This window comes from Brevibacillus sp. FSL K6-2834, assembly GCF_038592925.1.
In the GTDB taxonomy this organism is placed as follows: domain Bacteria; phylum Bacillota; class Bacilli; order Brevibacillales; family Brevibacillaceae; genus Brevibacillus; species Brevibacillus borstelensis.
In genome coordinates this window covers 5,454,108-5,478,455 of record NZ_CP151945.1, presented here as the reverse complement: position 1 = coordinate 5,478,455, position 24,348 = coordinate 5,454,108, and the positions used below count along the sequence as shown (strand labels likewise).

Here is a 24,348-nt window from a genome sequence, read left to right as displayed (position 1 = left end):
CGTTTTTTCATGACCAGCTTTCCTTCTTTATATAAAACAACTGGCCAGCTCGTTCCAGTTCCTTGATTTGGACAAAAAAAGAACCGGCAGCGCTCAGATTGCGCCCGGTTCCGACAGGAAGGTGTATACTGCTGCTCGATCTCAGTTTATCGATTTCTTCACATTCATTCTGCTTTGCAACTGGACAATATACTTGTCCAGGCGCTGGCTCAGCTCTATTACTTCCCTATGTGAAAATCCCTTTTCGCAAGCCAGTTCGACCAATTGCCTTCGCAGCATTTCTGTGACCTCTATTAACTCTTTATCTTCTTCCTGGAACCCCTTCTCTTTTGGCTCGATCACCCTGAATATATACTTATCTGAATGGGGTTCAAATGTACTGCTTGTGTACGCTCTCTTGCTTGCAGCTACAGCTATACCAATACCCCCTTTTTTTGTAAGAACAATTATTTTAAATATAATCTGTTATGCGAAAAATGAGGGACTGACAAAAATTGTATAAAAGAAAAAAGCATCCGATTTGGATGCTTCAGCCTGTAGACAAAGTTCCGTAAGGAACAGGGTCTGCAGGCTTTTTTGTTGAATATAGAACATGTTACGTTTTCAAAAGTTATTTTTTAGAGGTGGCATTATGCTTAATAAGCAAGAGGCCGAAGGGCGTTATCAGATATCTGCATTCTCGCTAGATGAGTTGGTGCCAGAAGATCATCTCGTAAGAAAAATTGAAAATGCAATCGACTTTTCGTTCATCTATGACTTGGTGGAAAGCCTTTACTGTCATGACAATGGCAGACCCAGTGTTGACCCTGTAGTCTTAGTTAAAATTGCTTTCATCCAATATATTTTTGGAATTCGTTCCATGCGACAAACGATTAAAGAGATCGAAACCAATGTTGCCTATCGGTGGTTTATTGGCTATGATTTCAGTCAGCCCATTCCCCATTTCACGACCCTAGGCAAGAACTATGTTCGCCGTTTTCGGGATACTCAACTCTTCGAGTCGATCTTCCTTCGAATATTGGAGGAGGCGGTTCATCATGGATTCGTGAAGCCTGATGTGCTTTTCATTGATGCTACGCATGTAAAAGCCAGTGCGAATAAGCATAAATACGTGAAAGAAATCGTTGAAGAACAAGCGAAGAAATATCAAGAGCTGCTGGACGAAGAAATCAATCAGGATCGTATTGCACATGGAAAGAAGCCCCTTGAAAAAAAGACAGAAACTTCGAAGAAGGAGGTGAAAGTCAGCACAACTGACCCGGATTGCGGATTGTTTGTAAAAGGGGAAAAGGAACGTGTATTTGCTTATAGTTTTCATACAGCATGTGATCGAAATGGATTTGTGCTTGGTGCCAAGGTAACGCCAGGCAATGTGCATGACAGTCAGGTTTTTGAGGATGTTTTGAATCAAGTGCGAAAGACGTTTGCACAGCCTCAAGCTGTGGCAGTGGACTCGGGATACAAGACGCCTTACATCAGTAAAACACTCCTTGATGACCAGATTCGCCCCGTTATGCCCTACACAAGACCACGCACCAAAGAAGGTTTTTTTAAAAAGCACGAATATGTGTATGATGAATATTTCGACTGCTACATCTGCCCGAACGAGCAAATCTTAACATATGAGACAACAAACAAGGATGGGTACCGTATCTATCGATCAAATTCTCAAGTTTGCCGAAGTTGTCCGTTCTTGAAACAATGCACGGAAAGTAAAGACTACACAAAGAGAGTGAGTCGCCACATCTGGGCTGATTACCTCGAAGAGGTAGACCACCTCCGGCATACCGAGGAAAACAAACAAATCTATAGCAAACGGAAAGAAACGATTGAACGTGTATTCGCTGATATGAAGGAAAAGCATGGCATGCGTTGGACGACCTTACGAGGACTGGAGAAGGTCACGATGCAGGCGATGCTTGTTTTCGCTGCCATGAACTTGAAAAAAATGGCGACCTGGCTATGGAAATCAGGTCGCCAAAAGGTGAACGATCAAAACACCTTCGGTATTTTCATCAAATTATTAAACAAACTCCCTCTGCTGTTCGTTCAGCGAGGGAGTTTGTCTGCAACCTGAAGAGGCTGTCCCAAAAGTCATCATAAATGACTGAGGGACGGCCCTCTTTTCATTCAGGTAAACAAAAAGAAACCGCTCTTTGTTAAAATGGAAGTACCACCCACCATTTACAAAAAGGAGTCGGTTTCTTTGTACATTCAATATACCATGAATCAACTCTGCTTACCAATGGATTTAGAAGAAGACATTCCCGAAAATCACCTCGTTCGTGTGGTCAATGCCGCCGTCAATCGTCTCGACGACGCCATCTTCGATGCGGCTTACCCCGGTGGCGGACGAGACAGCTATCACCCCAAGATGCTCACCAAAATTATCATTTACGCCTACACGCAGCGTATCTATTCCTCTCGCCAAATTGCCAAGGCCGTCCGTGAAAACATCATGTTTATGTGGATCGCAGGCAGGCAGCGCCCAGACTTTCGTACCATCAACCGTTTTCGCTCAGAGCGCATGAAAACCGTTCTGGAGACCGTCTTTACCGCGGTGCTTCAATTTCTGGTTGAGGAGAACTACGTGCAGCTGGAGCACTACTTTGTGGACGGCACCAAGATCGAAGCCAATGCCAATCGGTATACGTTTGTTTGGGGAAAGGCTGTCGTGAAGCAGAAAGCCAAGCTTCAGGAGAAAGTCCAAACCTTGTTCGCCGCTATTGAGGAAGCCGAGAAGCATGATGAAAGAACACACGAGGGCAAGGATCTTCGTGAATTAGGCGAGTCTTCTACCATCACCAGCGAAAAGCTAGAGTATGCTGTGAAACAATTGGAAGAACGTCTGCAGCAGACGCCGAAAGACAAGCCACTAAAGAAGGCAGTTCGCACAATCCGCAAGGATCTGCTTCCTCGCCTCCATAAGTATGAGGCGCATGAATCGATTTTAGGCAAGCGAAACAGCTACAGCAAAACGGACCATGATGCTACGTTTATGAGGATGAAAGAGGACCACATGGGAAATGGCCAGCTCAAGCCGGGTTACAACGTTCAGATCGGTACCGAAAATCAATTCATTCTCGGCTACAGTGTCCACCAGCGGCCAACTGATACACGCTGCCTCATCCCTCATCTGGAGAAAATAAAATCACAGTTCGGCAAGCTGCCAAACACCGTCATTGCTGATGCGGGCTATGGCGGTGAGGAGAATTATGACTACTTGGAGCAGAATGAAGTCGAAGCCATCGTCAAATACAGCACGTACCACCACGAAAAAAGTAAGGCATGGCAAAAGGACATCAGCAAGATGGACAACTGGACCTACAACAGCGAACAGGATACGTGGACATGTGCGGCGGGTCAAACGCTCCATTTCCGCCGGATGAGTAGGGAGAAAACGGAAAGTGGGTATGAAATCGAATACCGACATTACCGAAGTGCCGGTTGTGAGGGGTGCCAGCTAAAGCCGCAGTGTACGAAAGCCCAAGGAGATCGTGAGATCAAAGTCAGCATGAAGTATTTGCGGTTAAAGAACCAAGCAAGGCAAAAACTCCGCAGCGAAGAAGGCTATGCCCTGGCCGTGAGACGCATGATCGAGCCGGAGCCCGTATTTGGCGATATGAAGAACAACCGAGGCTTTAAAAGGTTCCTGCTTCGAGGCTTACCAAAAGTAAGTCTGGAGGTCGGGTGGCTTTCCCTTGCCCACAATCTGCTCAAGAAAGCAGCGGTAGACGCTAAAAACCAAGGAGCTAAGCGAGAACAGGCCGCTTAGCTCCTTGGTTTCTTACAAACTCATCTAATTTTTGCTGATGGGGGTGTTCCAGAGTTTACTTTTGAGACACCCTCTTTTATTTTCCTACCCCATGATCGTATTGGATTACTGTTGGAGGTTTTTTTATGGTGACTTCTCCAGATACTCCATTGATGCCGATCCCTAACCCCAATACCAAACATACCGATAAAATAAAGCTCTTCATACCTTCCTGCTCCTTTCGTCTACAAGGGTTTGAAATGTTTTCTTTTGCTTGTCCGATGCGTGCTGAAGATGTGTCCAAAACAACCCAATGCATCGTTTGAAATAGTCGAAGTCTTTGGATGCATCGGACAAAACAAGGCAACGTAAGGTTTCGTCCAGGCCTGTGGAGTAATCGCCTTTTTTAAACAAGTATACCACTAATTGGTACAGAAAGTGAAGATGGAGAATTTTATCAACAGCATCTTGGTACTCTTCAAAACGTTTTATGTCTTCTGAAAACCGCTCCAACACAGATTCAACGGGAAAGCCGAACTCATTCGCAGATTTCATGATCGTTACCAGGCCAGGAAGCACCTCACTTGGATGTTCAGACAGGAAATCCAAATAATCGGGCAGCACTTCTATACTTCCTGTACTCATGGACAAGGTGTACGAATTAGCCAATGCCCATAATCGCAGTTTTTCAACCTCTGCTTCAGCTTCTTCATCAAGAAGCTCGAACCAGCTCAAATCGGCATAGCCGTTCGTATAATGCTTCGATTCCTCGTACCTTCCCATATTTTTTAATGCTACCGCTTTTAACAGAAAACCTTGTCCATAGTAAACAATCAAAGGGCGTTCCGTTTTTGGCAATTCGCTGGGCCTGTTGTTTTTTCGTCGGCGAAGCTCGTCCTCATAGACGATCATTGCCAGCTCCCTTAGTTCGTCAGCGTACTTCTCAACATCTTTCCACCTTCGTAGGGTGTAACATACATTTGCTAAATGCAGGAGAGCATCCAACTGGTAATCTTCAGCTAGCCGCTTGCGATAAGGCTCAAAACGAATGACAGCTTTAAAATCTTCCTCAGAGTTCGTTCCTTCCACCGCTCGGAACAGTCGATATTGGCTGATGACAAACTGATTTGAGTAGCTGTCCTTCTCGTTATCGATGACGAACTCGTAAAAAGGAACGGATTCTCTCCGTTTTCCACTCTCAAATAGCTGCTCTGCTACGGTAAATAGAATCGAAATGTTCTTAGGGTTATCCAGCAGCCGGGAAACGGCAGCATCGATACAATCTTGTCTGCCGATCTCCGCACAACGAACCAGATACGGAATCAAGCGCGGCCGTGAAATTTTCCCTTCGCCCAAACATTCTTCTGGATACAATTCGTACAACCATCCAGGAGGGTAACCAAAAGCTTCAGCCATCTTGTCGAGATGGCATATCGTTAAAGCACGCGGCGGATTGCCGTTTAAAATTTCGCTCAAACTTCCAGGGTTAATACCGGTCAATTCACTGAATTTACTTAGTGTATAGCCATTTTCCTTTAAGTTTTTTTCGATTTCTGACCGCAACGACCGTTTCAATGTCTCTTGCAGCCTCATGAGAAAATACCCCCTACTCCCCAATGGACAGATACTAGGTCCCCTCGCTCCGGTATGGAAAATCTCAATTTTCTAATATCCTTTATATTAACACACTACCCATAAAAAGGTAAAAATTTAAGCTGCAAAAAAAGTGTTAGGCAGCAAGCGATACTTTGGTATATATTGGTGAAGCAAGCCTTTTTACTTACATGGAAAAAAATTCAATAGGGTAAAAGCTCTGGAATTATTGAAGGGCTTGCCATCAGGCGATAAGTCTACGTACTCATAAATTGGGTCTATTTTTTAACAGGAGTAAGACGATCGTTTCGCTGAGGGGAAAGTCATGTTTTCGCTCTACCTTCCAATAGGAGTAAGTAAACGGGTAAACCATCAGTGGGAAAGAAGAGGTGGAAGCAAAAGATAGGAGTGCAGCTATACGGAACCAACTACAGAAAGAGAGAGTGAAACCGCTGTGAAGATAGCCAAAGCCATAAAGGTGGCCATTGTTTTTTTCCTGTTGTTTTCTGTTCTGACCATAGGCAGCCTGTATATGCTGGCCGAATCGATTCAAAAACAGGATCGGGCAGTCGAAATGCAAATGGAAGCAAAGCAGCTCGGTGACGAATTGCTCGACTCCAGCGAATACTTGACCAATGAACTCAGGAACTACGTCCAATCCCGCGATAAAGAAAATTATGATAACTACTGGCGGGAGGTTAACGAGGCCAAGACTCGGGAAAGAGTCCTCGAACGAATGACGGAAATGCACGTTCCGGAATACCTGGTGGACAAGGTAGAACAAGCCAAGCAAAGCTCCGATGTTTTGGTCGGGCTTGAAAAAAGGATATTCCAGCTGACAGAAGCCGGAGAGTATGAGCTGGCACTCAAGGTTTCGTTCGGTGAAGAATACAAACAAAAGAAGCAAATGGTCATCGAGAAGCTGGAGGAATTCCAGCAGGAGCTGGATGCATGGGCCACGGATCTGGCGGACAGCATGACCAATCAAATGTATTTGTTCATGTGGGTAACGATTGCCCTGGTGGTCATTATGGCACTCAACTCGATAGGAACGATTCTCTATTTGTATCGGAAGGTAAAACCTCTATCGGTCGTAACGGAGACAGCCGATCTCATCGCATCCGGCAACCTTCGCGTACCGGATTTGTCTATTAGCGGAAAAGACGAGGTTGCTCAACTGAGCCAGTCCGTAGGGAAGATGGCGAAAAGCCTGCGGGAAGTCATCAGCGTTGTCAGTGACTCCAGCGATAAAATCGCTTCCTCCTCCAATGACTTGCTGATGAGCTCGGAGCAAACCGCTCAAGTGGCCAACCAGGTAGCGAGCGCCATGCAGGAGATGGCGACCGGTGCCGAGCGTCAAGCGATCGGGGCGCAGACGAGCAGCCAATCGATCTCCGAAATGGCGGAGGGGATCAGACGGATTGCCGAGTCGTCCAACTTCGTATCGGTCTCGTCCCAAGAAGCTTCGGAGCAGGCCGTCGAAGGCAGCAGCTCCGTCGAGAACGTAGTCAACCAGATGAAGCTGATCAATTCGAGTGTGGCTCAGACGGCAGAAATCGTCAAAGAACTGGGTGAGCAGTCCAAGGAAGTCGGGCAAATCGTCGAGGTGATCACGGCGATCTCGACGCAGACCAATCTGTTGGCGCTGAACGCAGCGATTGAGGCGGCCCGCGCAGGCGAGCATGGAAAAGGATTTGCGGTTGTAGCCGATGAGGTACGCAAGCTGGCCGAGGACTCCAAGCAGTCGGCGGAACAGATCGCCATGCTGATCAGCAACATTCAGGCCAGCACGGAACAAGCCGTCCAGCAGATGCAAAAGGTAGCCCGGGTCGTAGAAGACGGTACACTTGTCGCCAATGTCGCGGGAGAGTCCTTTGAGCGCATCCAACGCTCCATTCAAAAGGTGTACGAAGAAATCCACGAGGTATCCAGCTCTGCGGAGCAGCTTTCCGCCAGCTCGGAGCAAGTGGACGAGGCCGTAAAAGAAGTGCTGAATCTGGCAGTCGAAGCGTCGTCTCAAGCCCAAAGCGTAGCCAGCTCCTCTCAGGAGCAATTGGCGACAAATGAGGAGATTGCCGCTTCCACGGCGTCCTTGCATCAGTTGGCCGATGAGCTGAAAAGGACAATGCAAAAATTTGCTTTATAGAAAATAAATGTATGATAAAAGGTGCCCCAAGCGGTGCACCTTTTTTATCAGCCGGGAGCTGGCGTGCACTTCTTTTCTTTACTATTCCTTACAGCTGTCTCTATAATAACAGTCAGTACGTTTTAAAAATCTGTACTACAAGGATGTTAGACAACCATGCAACAAACGAATACGTTTCAGGAAAAACTCCGTCAGCTTTTCGTAGTGCTGCTGCCGATTCTGGTTACGCAGCTGGCTTTGTTCAGCATGACGTTTTTTGATACGGTCATGTCCGGAAAGGCAAGCCCGGTTGACCTCGCGGGGGTTGCGATCGGCTCCAGCCTGTGGACGCCTGTACAGGCCGGTCTGACAGGAATTTTGCTGGCCGTCACGCCGATGGTGGCGCAGATGGCGGGAGCGATGCGAAAGGATCAAGTGCCGTTTACCGTCATGCAGGCGCTGTATTTGTCTGTTGTCATCGCGATTGGGGTCGTCATACTCGGCGCGCTGCTGCTCGGTCCCATACTGGACGGGATGAGTCTGGAGACGGAAGTTCGCCATATTGCCTACTACTATCTTGTGGCAATCTCGTTTGGCATTATTCCTTTGTTTGTCTATACCGTTCTCAGATGCTATATAGATGCACTGGGCATGACCAGAGTGACCATGGTCATTACACTGATGTCGCTGCCGATCAACGTCGCGCTCAACTACGTCATGATTTTCGGTTACTTCGGTTTTCCGCGGCTGGGCGGTATCGGTGCCGGATTGGCCTCGGCCATTACTTACTGGATCATCGTCTTGATCAGTCTGTACGTGGTGCACCGGGTAGAACCGTTTGTGGAATACGGCATGTTCAGCAAGTTTTACCGCGTCTCGATGGCTGCCTGGAAGGAGCTTCTCAAGCTCGGCGTTCCGATCGGGTTTTCTATCTTCTTCGAGGTCAGCATTTTCGCCGCCGTTACGCTTTTGATGAGCGAATACAGCACGATCACCATTGCCGCCCACCAGGCAGCGATGAACTTTGCCTCCTTCATTTATATGGTGCCGCTCAGCATCTCCATGGCACTGACGATTGTGGTCGGTTTTGAAGTGGGGGCAGAGCGGTTTCGGGATGCGCGTCAGTACAGCTACATGGGCATCACTACAGCCGTGGGAATGGCCTCGCTGTTCGCTGTAGGCCTCTATTTCTTCAGTGAACAAGTGGCAGGGTTCTACACCAATGACCCGAGCGTTCTGGAGCTGGCCCAGCATTTCCTGATGTATTCCATCCTCTTCTTGCTGTCCGATGCGGTAGCCGCACCGATTCAGGGAGTGCTCAGGGGGTACAAGGATGTGACGGTGACGTTTATCGTGGCCCTTGTATCGTATTGGGTAATTGGTCTGCCGCTCGGGTTTGCGCTGGCCCAGCTGACGTCGCTGGGAGCCTTCGGATACTGGATCGGACTCATTACAGGCCTGGCGGCGGGAGCGATCTTCCTGTTTGGCCGTCTCCTGTCATTGCAGAAGCAGAAAATCAGAGGAACCTAGCGAGCTTCATACCGATTTTCGCTTCGGCGGGATGCCTTCTACAAGGCGTTCCGCTTTTTGTATGAAGAAACCGGGGCGCGTTTACAATAGGGAAGGAAGATGTCCCGAAATTTTTCTCCAATTTTTACGAAAAAACGTTTATACTTTCTACAAGGCTTTTCATGTTAGAAAACCTTACATTGACATAGAGAGGAGGAGAATGATGATGGCTTATGATTTTTTGGTGAAACTGGGCATCGCCATGTTTTTAGGCCTGCTGATCGGTGTGGACAGACAGCTCAAGCACAAGCCTCTGGGGGTAAAAACCAGCATGGTTATCTCGGTAGCCAGTTGTCTGATCACGATTGTGTCGATCGAATCCGTTCACCGATTCTCCTTGCCCGGACACACCAATATGGACCCGATGCGCTTGGCTGCACAAATCGTCAGCGGGGTCGGTTTCTTGGGCGCGGGGGTGATTCTGCGGAGAAGCAACGATGTGATCTCCGGCCTCACGACAGCGTCCATGGTATGGGCAGCCTCTGCCCTTGGGATCGCAGTTGGCTCGGGCTTTTACTTTGAAGCCGTTTCGGCCACGATCCTGATCATTTTGGCGATTAATCTGTTTCCGCTCATCTTGAAATGGGTAGGCCCGAGCACGTTGCGGCAAAGGGATCTGGCCGTCAAGATCATCGTTGAGGGGGAAGGAGACCTCGATACGATTTTCAAACAAATCAAGCGTATGAACATGAGTGTGAAGCGGGTAAAGGTCAAGGATGTGGAGCAGGGCCACCAAAAGCTCGAAATGGTGATTTCTGCCGAGGATGATACGTACACGACAGATATTTACCGCTCCCTGAAAGAAGTCGACCATATTGTGTCGGTAGAAGTGGAAAGCAGGGAGTAAAGTGGAAAGCACGAAGTAGAGAAAAAAGTGGACTTTTAAAAACGGCGCGGCTCCCCAAACGAGATGGAGCGAACAGAACATTTTTAAGCACCCAATGCGGTGCTTTTTTTTCTGGAAGTTCCGACCTTCTCTTGTTTTGTCTCAAACACTTTCTATACACTAATAGAAATAACAGGATAAAAACTCAGAAGAGAAGGTGAATTCTCTTTGTTGCACCAAGCTGAAGAAGTCTTGCAAAACTATTTTGGATACACTGCCTTTCGCGAAGGACAAAAAACGATTGTCGCGAGTCTTCTTTCCGGCCACGACACTTTGGGCATCATGCCGACCGGGGGCGGAAAGTCGATCTGTTATCAGGTGCCGGCCCTTTTGTTTGACGGAGTCACGATTGTCATTTCCCCGTTGATTTCTTTGATGAAGGACCAGGTGGACGCGCTGGTCAGCATGGGGATCGCGGCTGCGGAGATCAACAGCACGCTGGATTCCTCTGAGGTGCGGGACAGGATGAGAAAAGCCCGGGAAGGGACGTACAGGCTGCTGTACGTAGCCCCGGAGCGTTTGGAAACGGAGAGCTTTTTATCCCTTGCAAGCGAGCTGCCGATCTCCATGGTAGCGGTCGATGAGGCGCATTGCGTCTCCCAATGGGGGCATGATTTTCGCCCGAGCTATCTCGCGATTTCCCGCTTCATCCAAGCGCTGCCCGTCCGGCCTGTAGTCGCTGCCCTGACGGCTACGGCTACGCCCGAGGTCACCGAGGACATCAAAAGACTGCTCACGCTGCAGGATGAGCGCGTCTACATCAGCGGGTTTGGCCGGGACAACCTCCACCTTTCCGTGCGAAAGGGGGAAGACAGGCGCCGGTTTATCCTCGATTACCTGGAGGCAAACCGGCAGCAATCCGGGATCGTCTACGCATCTACGCGCAAAGACGTCGATGCGCTGTATGAATTCCTCGATGGGCGGGGTTTTTCCGTCACCAGGTACCACGCCGGTCTGTCCGAGGCGGAAAGGGCCCGCAATCAGGACGCGTTTCTCTTCGACGACGCCAAGGTCATGATCGCCACCAACGCATTTGGCATGGGCATCGACAAGTCCAATGTCCGGTACGTCATTCACTACAGCATGCCGAAAAACCTGGAGGCCTACTACCAGGAGGCGGGCCGCGCCGGACGGGACGGAGAGCCGAGCGAATGCATCCTGCTCTTTCATTCGCAGGATATCCAGACGCAGATGTTCTTCATCGAGCAGAATCCGCTCGGGGAAGAGAGAAAAGAGCACGAATACAAAAAGCTGTACGCCATGATCGATTACTGCCGGACGCCGCGCTGCCTGCAGCAGTACATCGTAAGGTACTTCGGCGACCACTCGGCGCCGGAGTGCGGCAAATGCGGCAACTGCACCAATGACGCTGAGCTGGCCGACGTCACGCTGGAGGCCCAGAAGGTCTTTTCCTGCGTAAAGCGGATGCGCGAGCGTTTCGGGGCTTCACTCGTCGCCCAGGTACTGAAGGGCTCCCGCAACAAAAAGGTGCTGCAATTCGGCTTTGAAAAGCTGCCGACCTACGGCCTGATGAGCGATTACACGGAAAAGCAGATCGTCGACCTGATCGAGCTGTTTATCGCCGAGGGCTACCTGCGCGTGACGGAAAGCAAGTACCCGACCCTCGCCCTGGGCGACAGGGCACTGCCTGTGCTCAGAGGGGAAGAGCAGGTGTGGCAAAAGGTGCTCATCCGTCCGGTCAAGCGTGAGGAGGACGACGAGCTGTTCGAGCGCCTGCGACAGCTTCGCAAAGAAATCTCGCAGAAGGAAGGCGTGCCGCCGTATGTCATTTTCCACGACAGCACCTTAAAGGAGCTGAGCCAGCTTTGTCCGACTGATAGAGAGACGATGCTGACCGTGAAAGGGGTTGGGGCGGCCAAGTTTGAGAAGTACGGCCAGGCTTTTTTGGATTGTCTGCAGGATTATGCGCAAGCAAAGGCGGGAGTAGGTTCGCAATAATTTATTCGCAACAGGCGGGATTGACGGCTATAAGGATATTTTGACTATGAAACTTCAGTAAGAAACAGTGTTAAACATCGTTTCATACTGATCTTTCAATTACAGGATAAAAAACTGCCGTGCAAACGGTAGTTTTTTGTTTTTTAGCGCAGTGAGCCGGAGCAAACCGTACCGCCTCCAGGCATTCCGGCTTTTCCAAAACCCCGGGTGTCCAGTACTAATCGCAGAGCGAGTTAAGCCATATTTGACAGAGCAAGAGCACGCAAACTTTGTAAAGAACAGGGAAGCCGGTACCACTATAAATTAAAGGATGGAGGGACAGATCAAGCGATAAGGGGAAATATGCCGATAGGGCCGGAGCCAAGCGACCGAGCAAAAAAAGAACGCAGAATAATCTCTGCGTTCTTCCATGCCAAGCAAGAAGGCGTCCCTAAGGAACCGTGTTGATCCACCCTTTTTTCCCTTCAAACGACACCTGGTACCAGCCATCCGCTTCCGTGAGAATCGTGACCGACCCGTTCGCGGGAATCTGGCCGACCTGCTCATACTGTTCGCCAGGACCTGCGTACATCTTGATCGCATTTCCGGCATTTGCGATATCGGGCGGGGCTTCTTCGGCGGCCGGAGAGCCGTCTGATGTTTTGCCGGGCGTCGGCGTTCTGTCTCCCCGGCCCTGATTTTGCGGGTCGTGCCGGGAATCTTGAGGTGTATCTTGCCGCGACTCATCCTGAGCATCGTCTCCGGTTTCCCCCGATGCATTGTCCTCGCCTTCCGCCGTCTCCGACAGGTAATCATCCTTCTTGCCTTCGTACACGAGGCCCTTTTCTTCCAGCTTGAAAAAGGCAATCTCGCCTTCCCCTTCGCCTGTCGGGTTGTCAACGATGATCAGCTCCGGGCTTTCTGCGGCAAAGCCTTCTCCTTCGATTTCAAAGACTTTGGCAAGTCGCGAGCTGAACAAGTCTGGGGCGAACCCTGTGTAAAGGTAGGTGCGCTCCTTCCCTTGGGCCTCCAAAAAGATAAGCGGGGCTTCCTTTTCGCCAAGCGCTTCGGACAGGCTCAGCTTGGATGGCGCAACGCCCGAGCCAACCGATTTCTCCAGATACAGCACATTCCCATCCGGCATTTTGGCCGCGAGGTAAAGCTGCGGATCGTCGTCTTCAGTGAGTCCGACTGCGTAAACCTGCGAACCCCAGAGGCTTTCTCCAGACATGACGAACCGATAGGCCTTGTCCGGGTATTTTTCCCTCAAGAGCCGTACGGGCTCATTGTCCACCCAGCGGCTTTCCGCCTCAGCGATCAGAGTGGAGGTGTCTTCGAGCGCATTCAGCTCCCGATACAGCTCGATCGCTTTCTCGTATTGACGAGCGTCGACATACCGCTCCGCCTGACGAAGCTTGCTGCTGATGTAACGGTCGATCTGGTCGAGGGCTTCGGAGCGGGAAGGAAGCACGTCCCGGATCTCTCGATATGCCTTGGCCAGCGCAATGAAGGCAGGCAAATCGTCCTGACGGATGGCCGAGCGTATTTCCTCCTTTGCGTACCGTTCCAGAAGTGCGACCAGCCAATCTGCCTGGATGCTTGCCTGCTTGTAGGCACGCAAGCTGTTCGCCGCGCTTGCCGTCACTTCGGGAAAGCTGCCGGCAGCGGTCAAATGAGCAAACTTCGCTTCATCATAGGAGCGGAACAAGCGGGTCAACTCCCGCTTTTTTTTGTCCGTACCGCCGTAGTATTCGTCGGGGATGGCGGCGAGCGAGGCGATAAACTCCTCGTTGCGGTAACGCTTCTGCACTAGATTGTTCTCCAGTGCGCCCTTTGCCAGCTCCATGGCTTGCAAAAAGTAGCTGTTTATATTCGATTCCAGCGAAAGACGGTTGGATATTGCCTTGAAAAAGGAGACAGTCTGAGGCTCCTGCTGCTTCACATATTTGCTTTTCATGCCATGGTAACCGTCGTATATCGCAAGCATCCGCGCGTCATCCCGTTCCTTTATGGCAGCATCTGCCTGACGGGCAAGCGATTCCAGCTCCAGCCTGATCGTGGTCAGTCCCGACAACGACCGGCTCCAAGCTTCATCTCCGTACTGGATGGAGGTGATGCCATTGGCTTTGGAGAACGTCTCTTCCGCGAGGAGCAGATTGTTTTCCTCATAGTAGCCCCGCGCCTTTTCATACAGGCTGACTTTGTACAGGCTGAACCCGATTTTCCAGACGACCCCGACCGCGGCGATGATGAAAAGAACCAGGAGGGCATTGCGGACCCAGAGCGACTTTCGATAGGAAGAGACAAACATGCCACCAAACTCCTTCACAGCACACCTTTAAAGTCGGGATCAAATGAATAGCGCGTTTCGATCAGGCTGGAGGCGGCTTCGCGCAGACTGCCCCAATTCTCGTCCGGATTCGCCTTGAGCAGCTTGGCCAGACGCAGCAGGCGCTCCCGAGGGATGTACTCCAGCGACTCGGAAATGAAATCCTGGTACATGACGACATAGGATTTCATCCGCAGCGCGGCGCCCGCCACCTGTCCGATCACACGCGTGCCGTTTTCTTCAAGGAAGATGTTCCCCTTGTAGCGGATGACGTAGTCGATGACGGACTTCTTCAACAGCCACGGCTGCACCTTGAGGACCTCGCCGAGATACTCGATGAAATCTCTGTCATACGTAGACGGAATCAGCGTCTCCAGCTCCAGCTCCATGTCCTTGCGCAGGACGAAGCGATTGAGGAGCATGATTTTGCACACCTTGACGGCATCGGAGTGAAACAGACAGCCGACCTCCCTGATCTTTTCGTAGGCGTCCTTGAAACGCTCCGCTTCGACGTCCTCGTTCACTTCGACCAGATTCCGGGTCAGACCGCTCTTGATTTTGTCGTGTTCCTTGCTGATCAACCTCATAAAATGGTTTGTTTTTTCGTAAATGGAATATTTTTTCTGAAGAAGCGCATACAACAGCAGGGATACGACTCCGCCAACGGCTGCGGCTGCGAGCTGCCAAAGCGTGTCTGCGCTCAGGATGGCCAGACAGATCAGAAGGCCCAGGATCAGCAGCTGCTTCTGAAAATGGCGGCGGCTCAGGATGTGCGAGAGCTGACGCAGAGAAAGGAAGCTGTTTTTTCTGCCGCAGACATCGCACTCCCCGTGCTCCAGCACGGTGTACGATTCGCAGTGCTTGCAGTACTTCAAGCGCTCAAAGGCGTGTGTGGTTTTCCGGCTTTTCCTGAACTGGACGCCCAGCTTTTTTTTCATAGGGTTCCCTCTCGTCATTCAACAAGGTAAGCAGATGTTGGTCGACTTCCGCTTCAGACAGGTTTTTTCGTTTGTGCAAAAGGAGCACGACGTATCGCGCTGCCAAAACCAGCAGGATCACGGCAAGGATATAATAGGTAAGCATTCTATCATTCTCCCAACTTGGTTTGTCGAGTTATGTAACAAAAAATGAAGTAGCCCGTATAACGTTATATAGGCCGAAGGATTCTTTTTCATCCAAGTTAGTGTAGAATATAGTGGTAATCTTGTCATAATATTGCTTCATTTGCAATACTTCCAAATTCGTTCGGTCTATGAATTCGACAAAAATCTACATAAGCGGAGGTTCTAACAGATGATACGTATAACAGCACTCTTTCGATACATCCTGTGTCTGTGGCTTCTGCTGGGACTGGTGACCTCGGGAGGAACCACGGGCTTTGCGCAAGCGGGCACAGACAAAATGGACGCCGTGCTGGTGGTGGACGTCAGCAACTCCATGTCGGAAAGCGACAAAAACGGCGTCAGCCTGGAAGCGATGAAAATGTTCGTGGATATGACCTCGGCCCAGGGGAACAAGATCGGGGTCGTTGCCTACACGGACAAGATCGAGCGGGAAAAGGCGCTGGTCAATGTCAATTCCGAGCAGGACAAAAAGGATATCAAGGCATTTATCGACAGCCTGCAAAAAGGGGCGTATACCGATATCGCGGTCGGAGTGGGCGAAGCGGTAAAAATTTTGGAGGACGGGCACGACCAGGCCCACTCTCCGATCATCGTGCTGCTGGCCGACGGCAACAACTATTTGAACAAGGCCAGCAGCCGTACACAGCAAAAATCCGACCAGGAGCTGGCGGCGGCGGTCAAGACCGCAAAGGACAAAGGCTATCCCATCTATACGATCGGGCTGAATGCGGACGGCAAGCTGAACCGTGCTCCGCTGCAGCAAATTTCCGCGGAGACAGGCGGCGCGTTTTTTGAAACGAGCACAGCAGACAGTCTGCCGCAAATACTAAGCGAAATTTTTGCCAAACACGCGAAGGTAAAAGTCGTTCCGGTCCAAAACTTCACCTCCAACGGACAGTTCCAGGAGGTACCTATTTCCATTCCGAATGGAAGCGTGCTGGAGGCAAACATCTCGATCACGTCCGGGAAAGCGGTCGAGCTGAAGCTCTTCGACCCCGCAGGAGGGGAGCTGACGATTCCGTCCAATGACATCCTGCTCTCCCGCTCCCGCACGTATTCGCTGCTCAAGCTCGTGCAGCCTGCCCAAGGGGAATGGAAGCTGCAAGTAAAGGGTGCCGACCGGGACAAAATCAACATCAATCTGATCTTCAACTACGATGTGGGGCTGGAGATGGAGCCGCTCCCGTCCAAGACGTACCAAGCGGGCGATGTGATTCCGATCAAGGCGGCGCTGTCGACCAACGGCCAGCCGGTCAGCCCTGAGCTTTACAAAAAAATGAAGGCCAAGCTGATCGTCCAGGATATGAGCAGCAAGCAGACCAGCGAGATCGATCTGACGAACACCGGCAGCGGGTTTGAAGGCAGCTACACCATCCCGGCCGCAAGCCGGTACGAGATCAAGGTAAGGGCGGAGGAGACCAGCTTTTACCGGGAAACGAAGCCGGTTACCGTAGATGCGTCGCAGGGTGGAGGAAAAGCAACGAGTCCGCAGCCGCCAGCGTCTTCACATACAGAGGAGTCAAGCCCATTTCCGTGGACGGCGGTGATCGTGGGGGCTGTCGGATTGATACTCGTGGCTGCCGGAGCGATCTATCTGCTGTCTGCCTGGAAAAAGGCGAACAAAGGCTTTACGGGCCAGGTCGCCATTGAGATTGTCGATGAGGATACGGGCGAGAAGTCGAGCCCGCAGTACAAAAAACTGAGTGCATTTAAAGGAAAGGTCAAGCTCCACCAGCTCTTGCAGCTCGCACCGGAGTTCCAGGAGACCGAGAAGGTGGTTTTCCTACCGGGCAAAAACGATACGCTGCTGATTGAGAACCGCTCCGGCTGCCGGATCGAGAAGGCAGGACGCGTCCTCGATGCCAGCAAGGGCAAAGAGCTGAAAAAGAACGACCGCATCAAAATATCACTGACAAGCGTGAACAAGTCCGTTTATGTAGATTACATCGTGTAGGAGTGATCGAAGATGAAAGCAGTAGTGAGAGAACATATCCAACAGTTGGACGTATCGCTTGGCGGAGGAATTGTCAGCGACAAGATTCGTGTCGATACCATCGACAACCCGATGCTCGTCATCGGGATCGGCGGGACGGGGATCGACGCGCTGCTCCGCCTGAAATACCAGGTAAACCGCCGCTTCAAGCTGCCGGTAGACCCGCTTTCCAAGAAGCGGAAGGAAAAGCCGGACAACATCGAGTTCATCGCGTTTGAGACAAACGAGCACGACCGCAACAAAAAATACAAGGGCATCGGTCTCGATCCGGTTACGGAATTCGTCCTGCTGTCCAATCCGGAGATCGGCGGCGTCCTGCAAAACAGGAGCATTCTGGAGCCGTACATCACAGACTGGCTCTCGCCCGAGCTGACGATCACCGACGGGATCAGCGGCGCGTCCGGCGTCCGTCAGGCTGGCCGCCTGCTTCTGTTTACCAAGATCACGCAGGTCGTGCAGACGATCGAGAAAAAGATCAAAATGCTGTCCGAAGGCACCAACAAAAAGCTGATGGTTTTTCTTTTGACCGGTATTTCCGGCGGAACAGGCAGCGGCTGCTTCCTCGACATCGCCTATATCGTTCGCGGAATTATGGAGCGAGACTTCGGCAGCGCGGGCGTCGACAAGGTCAACACGCTCGGCTATCTGTTCACGCCGGACGTCAACCTGTCCAACAAGAGCCTCAGCTCGCACACCCGCGACTACATCATGAAGAACGGCTACGCCGCCTTGAAAGAGCTGGATTACTGGATGAACGCGGACGAGCGGAATGAGCGCTTCCGCCAGCAGTACGGCAATGTGCTGACCGTCCAGTCGCCAATGCCGCCGTTTAACCTGTGCCATCTGATTTCCGCCACCAACCTGGAAGGCAAGGCGCTGGAAAACGCCTACGACTACTGCATGAACGTGACGGCGGAGAACATCACCAACTTCATGGCCAGCGAGGAAAAACGGTCTGGCGAGGAATTCGCCATTCACGACTATATCAGCAACATTCGCACCAATATCAACCAGATGCCAAAAGCATACGCGGCCAACTACCAGTACAACGTCATCGGCGCATCATCGGCTGTGCTGCCGATCGAAGAGATGACGACCTATCTGGCGTACCGCCTGTTCAAGAAAATGGAGAACATGTTTACCGTCGCTCCGACTCAGGAGGACGCCGAGAAGTTTGCCCGCAAGCTGGGCATTGACGTCGACTCCATTTCCCGCAAGTTCGAGGAGCGCGTGCCCGAACCGCTGCCCGGCTATGAAAACAGCGAACGGCTGAGCTACAGCAACGTGATCAGCCAGCAGGTCGTCAGCATCGACCACGAGCTGGAGCAGGGCTATCTGGCTAAAGCACGCGAGGAGTACATCAAGAGCAAGAAGCAGCTTCCGGGAGAGCTGACCGCCACCTTTGGCGAAATGATCACCCGCGTCTTCCTGCACCCGCAGCAGGGACCGTTTTACGCATCCCGGCTGATCCATTCGGACAAAGGCTACTGCCTTTTGAAAATGATCCAGTCCTACATCGAGACACTGAAGGCAAATCTGGAAAGCTATCCGCGCGAGATCGAGGGCGCCCGAGAGAACGCCAACGAAAAGCTGGGCGACGCCCGCAGCGCCTTTATCTCCAAGGAAAAGAAAAAGAACGCCTACATCGAAGCCAAGATCAACGAATACCAGCTTCTGGCCGACCAGGAAAAGCTGGAGCAAATGATCGAGTTCTACGAAGAGCTGTACCGCCTGCTCAACGACGAGAACAACCGGATTTACAACGTGTTTACGGAAATTCTCAACACGCTGAACCAAATTTTCGAGAAGAACGGCGACATCCTGATCAACGGCAGCGAAGAGGTCGACCGCACCGGCAACAAAACGTACTACTGGAATGTTGTCGGCGTTCCCGACATCGCCAAGGTGATCAACAAGATCATGGAGGAGAAAGAGGCGGAGGATTTGATCCGCGACTTCACCAGCGAGCTTTTGAAGCGCTCCGATCAGTGGGTGAAGGAGCAGGAGCTGGACATCGTCAGCGCGATCAGCGAGTTTTTGTCGGAGAAGTTCGGCGACCTGATCACCAAGTCGATGGAAGACTTCCTCGTGATCAAGTACGGCCAGGACGAGACGCTGGACCGCATCGTCGAGCGCAAGATTGCCGGCAAGCTGGATGAAGAGGCGATCCCGGTGTTCCACCTGAGCAACAATCTGGGCAACCTGCACTTCCCGTCCTGGGGCTTCGTGTCGGTGCCGGTGAAGGCTCCGGGCATCCTGAAGGGGATCAAGAACTACCAGAACACCTCGATCAGCGGCTCCCGCTTTACGGTAAAGGAAAGCGAGGTCAAAAACCGGATTTTCTGGCTCAACACGAAGAACGGGATTCCGCTGTTTGTCTACACGCCGCTGAAGGTGTACGAGGAAAGCTACGAGCGCACCATTCTGGAAAAAGAGGGCATCGGCCGCCACCTCGTGCAGACGGAGAAAAACAACTGGACCTACCTCCCGTCCCCGATTCCGGAAAAATCCTGGGGAGACGTCTACGTCAACAATCGCGTGCGGGAGTACAACGCGCGAGTGCGGCAGTTGTTCGACCATGCAGTGCGCTACGGCTGCATCCGCGAAAAGGGAACGGGCAGCCAAACAAGCAGCCGATACGAGTGCGTCATCACGAAGCCGTTTGAGCTGAAAGCATTCCTCGCCGGCTGCGGAATGGACGGGGAAGCCAAAAAGGCAAGCCCGGGCGAGATCAAGCGCTGCCTGGCCGAGCTGAAAGGCTTTATGAAGGACGGACTGGAGAAAGAGTACACCAAAGACATCTTCGGCAGCACCAATGAAGAGATGGCGAAGGAAAACTTCATCCGCTACCCGGAATTGATCCGCCTGATGCAGGAGGAAGTCCGCAAATACGAAGAGATCGAGGGGAAAATCGGCGAGCTGGAGAGCATCGTCAGCGCGATGCAGGGCGAAGAAGAGCTGCTCAACCTGTTCATCGAAGCGATGTACACCAGCACGATCTGCAAAAAGGGAGCCTTGTACGTCTACGACAAGGACGAGGAAGAAGAGGCGTGGGAGCCTTTCGTCAATCTGATGAAGGTGAACAAGCACGTGGAGTACGCGATCTACGAGCAGCTCCGCAGTCTGGAGCCGAAACGCCTGACCAGCCTGCAGCGGAAGGCGAGCAAGCGAAGCGACGCCATGACGCTCTCCGAGGATACGCAGGCCCTGATCGGCAAGCTGGATGAGATCGCCGCCACCTTCCAGGAAGTGAAGAACGATCTGGAATACGACCGGGATGAGTACGTCAATGGCGAGGAGCTCTACGATTTTTACAAAAAAGTGTGGGCAAAAGTAAACGACATGCGCAAAACACTGCAATAGCCGGACATGAGGAGGTAGCATGAGGGATTTGATCGAACAGCTCGCAACGCAGTACGCCTCGGACCTCGACACACAACTGGATAGCGGAAACGGACAGCGAAGCATACAAAACCCCGTGCTGTTCCTCTTCATCGGGGATAACAGCCTGGAAGCGCTCCAGGCTGTTTATTCCTTGAATGAACGGCAGTGGAAAAACCACGCAGGGGCGCTCTATTTACACGCGAGCTCAGGCAAAACGCTGTCCGAACCCCGTGTGTACGGTTGCCGGCTGCCCGAGCCGCTCGCAGGCAGGCAAACCTTGCGAAGCGACATATACAGCCAGTTTTACCAGCAGGAGCCGCTGCGCGTCGAGATCAACAAGGTCATGAAGAAAGTCAGCATTCATCTCGCCGAGGCGGGAGGGCATTGCCCATCCGTCCAGCACGTAAACATTGCGGTCGTGACGCGGGCCGATGACCCGGCCAACGTGCTGGTGCCGGAGCTTGTCCTGCTGATGAAAAGCTATTTGTCCGAGGTGTTCAAATACGTCTCTATCGATCTCTACGCCTTGATCCAGGAGAAGAGCAGCGGCGACGATTTCGGATTTTCCGCATCGCTTTCGGTCAGCTTTCTGGAGGAGCTGACGAATTATCAGCGGAGCGATTACCGGTTCAAAGAATCGCTGCAGGTGACGGAGGATCACGTGACCCTTGAGGTGGCTCACGCTGGAAGCCCGCTGTTTTCGCTGATTTATTTGCTCAGCGACAAAAATGAGCGGGGCCTGTTTGCCGAGAACGGCCAAAAGGACAACTACGAAATCATCAGCCGTCTCGTGCTTTTGAACAACAAACCAGCAGAGCCGGAGCTGGGCGAAGGCAACGAGAGCTACAACAAGCACCAGTTTACCCGCAGCATCACCGTGGACAACGTGCAGACAGCCTTTGCCACGGCCGGTTTTTCCAAGGTCAAGCAGCCAAAGGATGCGATCGCCTTGACGGTGCTGTCGCACGTGTACGACGACCTTCTGGAAAGAATGAAGACGTCTCCCCTGCCCGATCCGGCCGGGCTGATGGAACGGCTGGAGCTGGCACCCCGCCACATCCTTCGCAGCGTTCAGTCGATTTTGCCGGACGGCGGCAAGCTTGACGAAATGACGGGCCTGATGGCGACGGGAGTCAGCTACGCCGAGCTTAGGAGCATGACGCTCAGAGAAGCGGAGCATGCCTTGTTTCAAGGGAGCAGCCAAGCGTTTTTCGAGACGCATTTTGAGCAGCGTGCCCGCAAACAGCTGGAGAGCCTGCAAATCAAGGAGAAATTCGCCAGACTGTTTTGGGAAAACGTCGCGGAAGATCCGCGCTGCGGCCCGTATGCGGCCTGTCAGCTCACTTCGGGAAACGAGATGCTCCCCACCATTCGCGGCGAGCTTTTGGCAAGAATCAGGGAGACGGCCCGCCTGCTGGAAGAAACGAGAGCCGAATGGGAGGATTTGTACCGGCAGCGAGTCGAGGAGCAGGATTTTAAAAAGGGCGGGTTTTTCACAAGGGAAAAAGACCGGGTCAGAAATTTCATCCGCCACCTGCTGCCGCTCGTCTACGGAAAACGGTACGAAATGCTCGGACTGGAAATGGAGCTTCGGCTGCTGCGGGACTGCGAGCAGCAGGCAGAAGAGCTGCACCGCCAGCTTGCGGAGGAATGGGGACAGCTCGAAAGACTGCAGAAGCAGCTCCGCGAGCTCGCGCAAAAAAGCGTCAAGGAAGCGACCGACTACCTCGGGAAAAACATCGACCAGTATTACGGCACACTTGTCCGGGAGGCGATCCGCTCTCTCGAAGCAAAGAAAGGGCCCTTGTTTTACTGGGAGGATCGCTATCTTGGACAAAAGGCGAGCATCTTAAACGGCGGACAAACGGAATCGTCGGCTCTGATCGAACGGCTCTCCGCGCTGTGCCGCCAGGAGATTTTAAGCAGCCCGCTGTTTGCCCTGGCGTTCGAAGACGAGCTGTTGGCCCGGGCCAATGTGGCGGTTGCCTACGAGAACAGAGACGTTCTGACCAAGGAAGAGCTGTTCGAGGATCTCGACCGCGCGCTGGAGGAGAGAGCATCGGTGCATGTAGAGGTCTTCCACTTTTCGCAAAAGCACCGCTACGAAGAAAAGTACTTTTTCGCGGACATCGACAGCGACTTTATCCAATACGTGATGCAGAAGGGTCAGGGACTGCGGACCTGCAAGCAGGGGTGTATACACGAAGCGGGCACAAGCGGCATCGAAAAGCTGAACCTGATGGGCGGCTTCGGACTGGGTGACCTGATGTACTACCGCAACAACAAGAAATATTACGACTCCTATGTGGCGAACGGCTTTGTTTTTCACCGCCGGGAAAAGGGGGTATCCATATGAGTCAAAAAAGAATCAGCATGCTGATGGTCTTGCTCAGTACGATTGGCGGTCTCATCGGGTTTGGTGTGGGGGAAATCATTCTGCACCAGCTGTCCGGCGAGATGCCGCAATGGCTGCTGATGGGCCTGTATATCGGACAGTTCGCATTCTTCGTCGGACTGTTTTGTCTGATTGCTGAAATGATTTCACCCAGAGTGAACGGTACGGGCTGGAGGCAGCGCTATGCCGGTTTTTCCTGGAAAATGCTCGTACCGGCAACATTTATCATGCTGGGCGTGGCCGGTCTGCTGTTCCAACTGCTGTACGGCTCCAACATCCAGCGCTCCAGCGGCGCGGACAGCATCGTCATGGTGCTGGACACCTCGGGAAGCATGCGGGAGACCGACCCCGACGGCCAGCTTTTCAAGGCGGCAGCCGATGTCGTAAACCGGATGGACAACGATATGCAGGTCGCCATCATCGGCTTTAACGACGAGGCCAGCGTCCTGCAGCCGATGGTTTCGCTCGGAGACAGCAAGGTTAGGCAAGGCGTGATCGACAAGCTTGAAAATCACGATGGACCAGGCGGCGGCACCAACATTGACGCGGCTCTGGAAACGGCGCTGAATTTGATCCGGGACCCTGCTTCGGGAGCGGGCAACAGCACCGTTGTACTGATGTCGGACGGGTTTAGCAGAGTAGATACGGACAAAACGCTTCCTCCGTTCCGCGACCAGCACATTCCCATCCATACGGTAGGGATGAGTGCGGTCAGCGCTGACGGAACCGGGCTTTTGAAACAGATTGCGACAGAGACCGGCGGTACGTATACCGATGTGCAAAACGCCGAGCAGCTGACTTCGGCTTTCGGCCAGATTTACGAGCTGAACAGGCAGGACCGCAACCTGATGGGTGAGCGGAACGGAAGCGACAGCGGCCGTCTCCTGTACGCGGTAGAACGGGTTCTGCTGTTGACCGCGACTGGCGCGCTGCTCGGGCTCGCACTTGGACTCATATTCGATAACAAGCACATCGCCAAAAGCTTTTCCATCGGCGGCGCGGTCGCCGGACTTTTGGCCGGTCTGGTGCTGGAAATGGGCTTTGCCTCCACCGGCCTGCCTGGTCCGGTGCTGCGGTTGGTTGCGGATATTTTGCTGGCGCTCGTATTGACGCTGTTCACCATAAACATTCCGGCGCCCGTAAGCGGCCAGCTTTCTGACGCGGGAAGCTTTTCGAGGCGGAGGTATTCGCCAAATAGCAGCCTCGATGCGAAAACGCCAGGCCTGAAGCGGTTTGACTAGTAGAGTGGGAGCATGAT

15 protein-coding genes are annotated in these 24,348 nt (G+C 52.3%); 10 read left to right on the top strand and 5 right to left on the bottom strand.

All coding sequences use genetic code 11. From position 1 onward, the window contains the following. Nucleotides 1-141 precede the first annotated feature (141 nt). Nucleotides 142-279 carry an aspartyl-phosphate phosphatase Spo0E family protein gene (locus tag NST96_RS26390; protein ID WP_122958019.1) on the bottom strand — a complete coding sequence of 46 codons (138 nt, stop codon included), beginning with the start codon at nucleotides 277-279 and terminating at the stop codon, nucleotides 142-144. Between the two features lie 352 nt (nucleotides 280-631). Here NST96_RS26390 and NST96_RS26385 point away from each other — a divergent pair, with 352 nt between their 5' ends. Both NST96_RS26385 and NST96_RS26380 read left to right on the top strand, forming a co-directional pair. Beyond that, nucleotides 632-2,077 (top strand): IS1182 family transposase, encoded by a 1,446-nt coding sequence (locus NST96_RS26385; protein ID WP_024985259.1) that lies wholly within the window; start codon nucleotides 632-634, stop codon nucleotides 2,075-2,077. 129 nt (nucleotides 2,078-2,206) lie between these two features. After that, complete coding sequence (locus NST96_RS26380; RefSeq protein ID WP_172920515.1) at nucleotides 2,207-3,775, top strand: IS1182 family transposase; 1,569 nt, start codon at nucleotides 2,207-2,209, stop codon at nucleotides 3,773-3,775. A gap of 201 nt (nucleotides 3,776-3,976) precedes the next feature. On the opposite strand, the gene NST96_RS26375 is transcribed toward NST96_RS26380, so the two are convergent. Continuing rightward, nucleotides 3,977-5,347 (bottom strand): helix-turn-helix transcriptional regulator, encoded by a 1,371-nt coding sequence (locus tag NST96_RS26375; protein ID WP_003388658.1) that lies wholly within the window; start codon nucleotides 5,345-5,347, stop codon nucleotides 3,977-3,979. A gap of 454 nt (nucleotides 5,348-5,801) precedes the next feature. On the opposite strand from NST96_RS26375, the gene NST96_RS26370 reads away from it, so the two are divergent. From NST96_RS26370 to recQ, 4 genes are all read left to right on the top strand, one after another. Further along, a complete protein-coding gene (locus NST96_RS26370; protein WP_243015016.1) occupies nucleotides 5,802-7,493 on the top strand; it encodes a methyl-accepting chemotaxis protein in 1,692 nt (563 codons plus the stop codon). A gap of 156 nt (nucleotides 7,494-7,649) precedes the next feature. Beyond that, a complete protein-coding gene (locus NST96_RS26365; RefSeq protein WP_024983004.1) occupies nucleotides 7,650-9,002 on the top strand; it encodes an MATE family efflux transporter in 1,353 nt (450 codons plus the stop codon). A gap of 205 nt (nucleotides 9,003-9,207) precedes the next feature. Beyond that, a complete protein-coding gene (locus tag NST96_RS26360) occupies nucleotides 9,208-9,888 on the top strand; it encodes an MgtC/SapB family protein (protein ID WP_003388655.1) in 681 nt (226 codons plus the stop codon). A gap of 207 nt (nucleotides 9,889-10,095) precedes the next feature. After that, a complete protein-coding gene (recQ, locus tag NST96_RS26355; protein WP_024983003.1) occupies nucleotides 10,096-11,886 on the top strand; it encodes a DNA helicase RecQ in 1,791 nt (596 codons plus the stop codon). A 430-nt stretch (nucleotides 11,887-12,316) separates the two neighbouring features. Here recQ and NST96_RS26350 read toward each other — a convergent pair whose 3' ends face one another. The 3 genes from NST96_RS26350 to NST96_RS26340 are packed head-to-tail and all read right to left on the bottom strand — an operon-like array spanning nucleotide 12,317 to nucleotide 15,277. Continuing rightward, nucleotides 12,317-14,176, bottom strand: coding sequence for an SH3 domain-containing protein (locus tag NST96_RS26350; RefSeq protein ID WP_342405096.1), 1,860 nt, complete (start codon nucleotides 14,174-14,176; stop codon nucleotides 12,317-12,319). Nucleotides 14,177-14,190: 14 nt separating this feature from the next. After that, nucleotides 14,191-15,132, bottom strand: coding sequence for a hypothetical protein (locus NST96_RS26345; protein ID WP_039070746.1), 942 nt, complete (start codon nucleotides 15,130-15,132; stop codon nucleotides 14,191-14,193). Then, the gene (locus NST96_RS26340) at nucleotides 15,074-15,277 is read right to left on the bottom strand and encodes a hypothetical protein (RefSeq protein WP_003388649.1); all 204 of its coding nucleotides are present in this window, start codon (nucleotides 15,275-15,277) and stop codon (nucleotides 15,074-15,076) included. Before NST96_RS26340 ends, NST96_RS26345 begins: the two co-directional genes overlap by 59 nt. A gap of 210 nt (nucleotides 15,278-15,487) precedes the next feature. Here NST96_RS26340 and NST96_RS26335 point away from each other — a divergent pair, with 210 nt between their 5' ends. From NST96_RS26335 to NST96_RS26320, 4 genes are read left to right on the top strand one after another with little or no spacing between them, the layout of a single operon-like run. Next, nucleotides 15,488-17,272: a vWA domain-containing protein gene (locus NST96_RS26335; RefSeq protein ID WP_342405091.1), complete on the top strand. Its 1,785-nt coding sequence runs from the start codon at nucleotides 15,488-15,490 to the stop codon at nucleotides 17,270-17,272. Between the two features lie 12 nt (nucleotides 17,273-17,284). Further along, on the top strand, nucleotides 17,285-20,674 hold the full coding sequence (locus NST96_RS26330) for a tubulin-like doman-containing protein (RefSeq protein ID WP_003388647.1): 3,390 nt from the start codon (nucleotides 17,285-17,287) through the stop codon (nucleotides 20,672-20,674). Nucleotides 20,675-20,693: 19 nt separating this feature from the next. Further along, complete coding sequence (locus NST96_RS26325) at nucleotides 20,694-23,051, top strand: hypothetical protein (RefSeq protein ID WP_342405089.1); 2,358 nt, start codon at nucleotides 20,694-20,696, stop codon at nucleotides 23,049-23,051. Next, nucleotides 23,048-24,331 carry a vWA domain-containing protein gene (locus tag NST96_RS26320; RefSeq protein ID WP_003388645.1) on the top strand — a complete coding sequence of 428 codons (1,284 nt, stop codon included), beginning with the start codon at nucleotides 23,048-23,050 and terminating at the stop codon, nucleotides 24,329-24,331. The genes NST96_RS26325 and NST96_RS26320 overlap by 4 nt, the downstream gene beginning before the upstream one ends. Nucleotides 24,332-24,348 lie beyond the last annotated feature (17 nt).

What these genes read in the sequence shown, in the direction of transcription:
- NST96_RS26350 (WP_342405096.1), bottom strand. Translation starts at nt 14,176, where the DNA reads ATGTTTGTCTCTTCCTATCGAAAGTCGCTCTGGGTCCGCAATGCCCTC.
- NST96_RS26365 (WP_024983004.1), top strand. Translation starts at nt 7,650, where the DNA reads ATGCAACAAACGAATACGTTTCAGGAAAAACTCCGTCAGCTTTTCGTA.
- NST96_RS26390 (WP_122958019.1), bottom strand. Translation starts at nt 279, where the DNA reads ATGCTGCGAAGGCAATTGGTCGAACTGGCTTGCGAAAAGGGATTTTCA.
- NST96_RS26360 (WP_003388655.1), top strand. Translation starts at nt 9,208, where the DNA reads ATGGCTTATGATTTTTTGGTGAAACTGGGCATCGCCATGTTTTTAGGC.
- NST96_RS26385 (WP_024985259.1), top strand. Translation starts at nt 632, where the DNA reads ATGCTTAATAAGCAAGAGGCCGAAGGGCGTTATCAGATATCTGCATTC.
- NST96_RS26330 (WP_003388647.1), top strand. Translation starts at nt 17,285, where the DNA reads ATGAAAGCAGTAGTGAGAGAACATATCCAACAGTTGGACGTATCGCTT.
- NST96_RS26335 (WP_342405091.1), top strand. Translation starts at nt 15,488, where the DNA reads ATGATACGTATAACAGCACTCTTTCGATACATCCTGTGTCTGTGGCTT.
- NST96_RS26375 (WP_003388658.1), bottom strand. Translation starts at nt 5,347, where the DNA reads ATGAGGCTGCAAGAGACATTGAAACGGTCGTTGCGGTCAGAAATCGAA.
- NST96_RS26345 (WP_039070746.1), bottom strand. Translation starts at nt 15,132, where the DNA reads ATGAAAAAAAAGCTGGGCGTCCAGTTCAGGAAAAGCCGGAAAACCACA.
- NST96_RS26320 (WP_003388645.1), top strand. Translation starts at nt 23,048, where the DNA reads ATGAGTCAAAAAAGAATCAGCATGCTGATGGTCTTGCTCAGTACGATT.
- NST96_RS26325 (WP_342405089.1), top strand. Translation starts at nt 20,694, where the DNA reads ATGAGGGATTTGATCGAACAGCTCGCAACGCAGTACGCCTCGGACCTC.
- NST96_RS26340 (WP_003388649.1), bottom strand. Translation starts at nt 15,277, where the DNA reads ATGCTTACCTATTATATCCTTGCCGTGATCCTGCTGGTTTTGGCAGCG.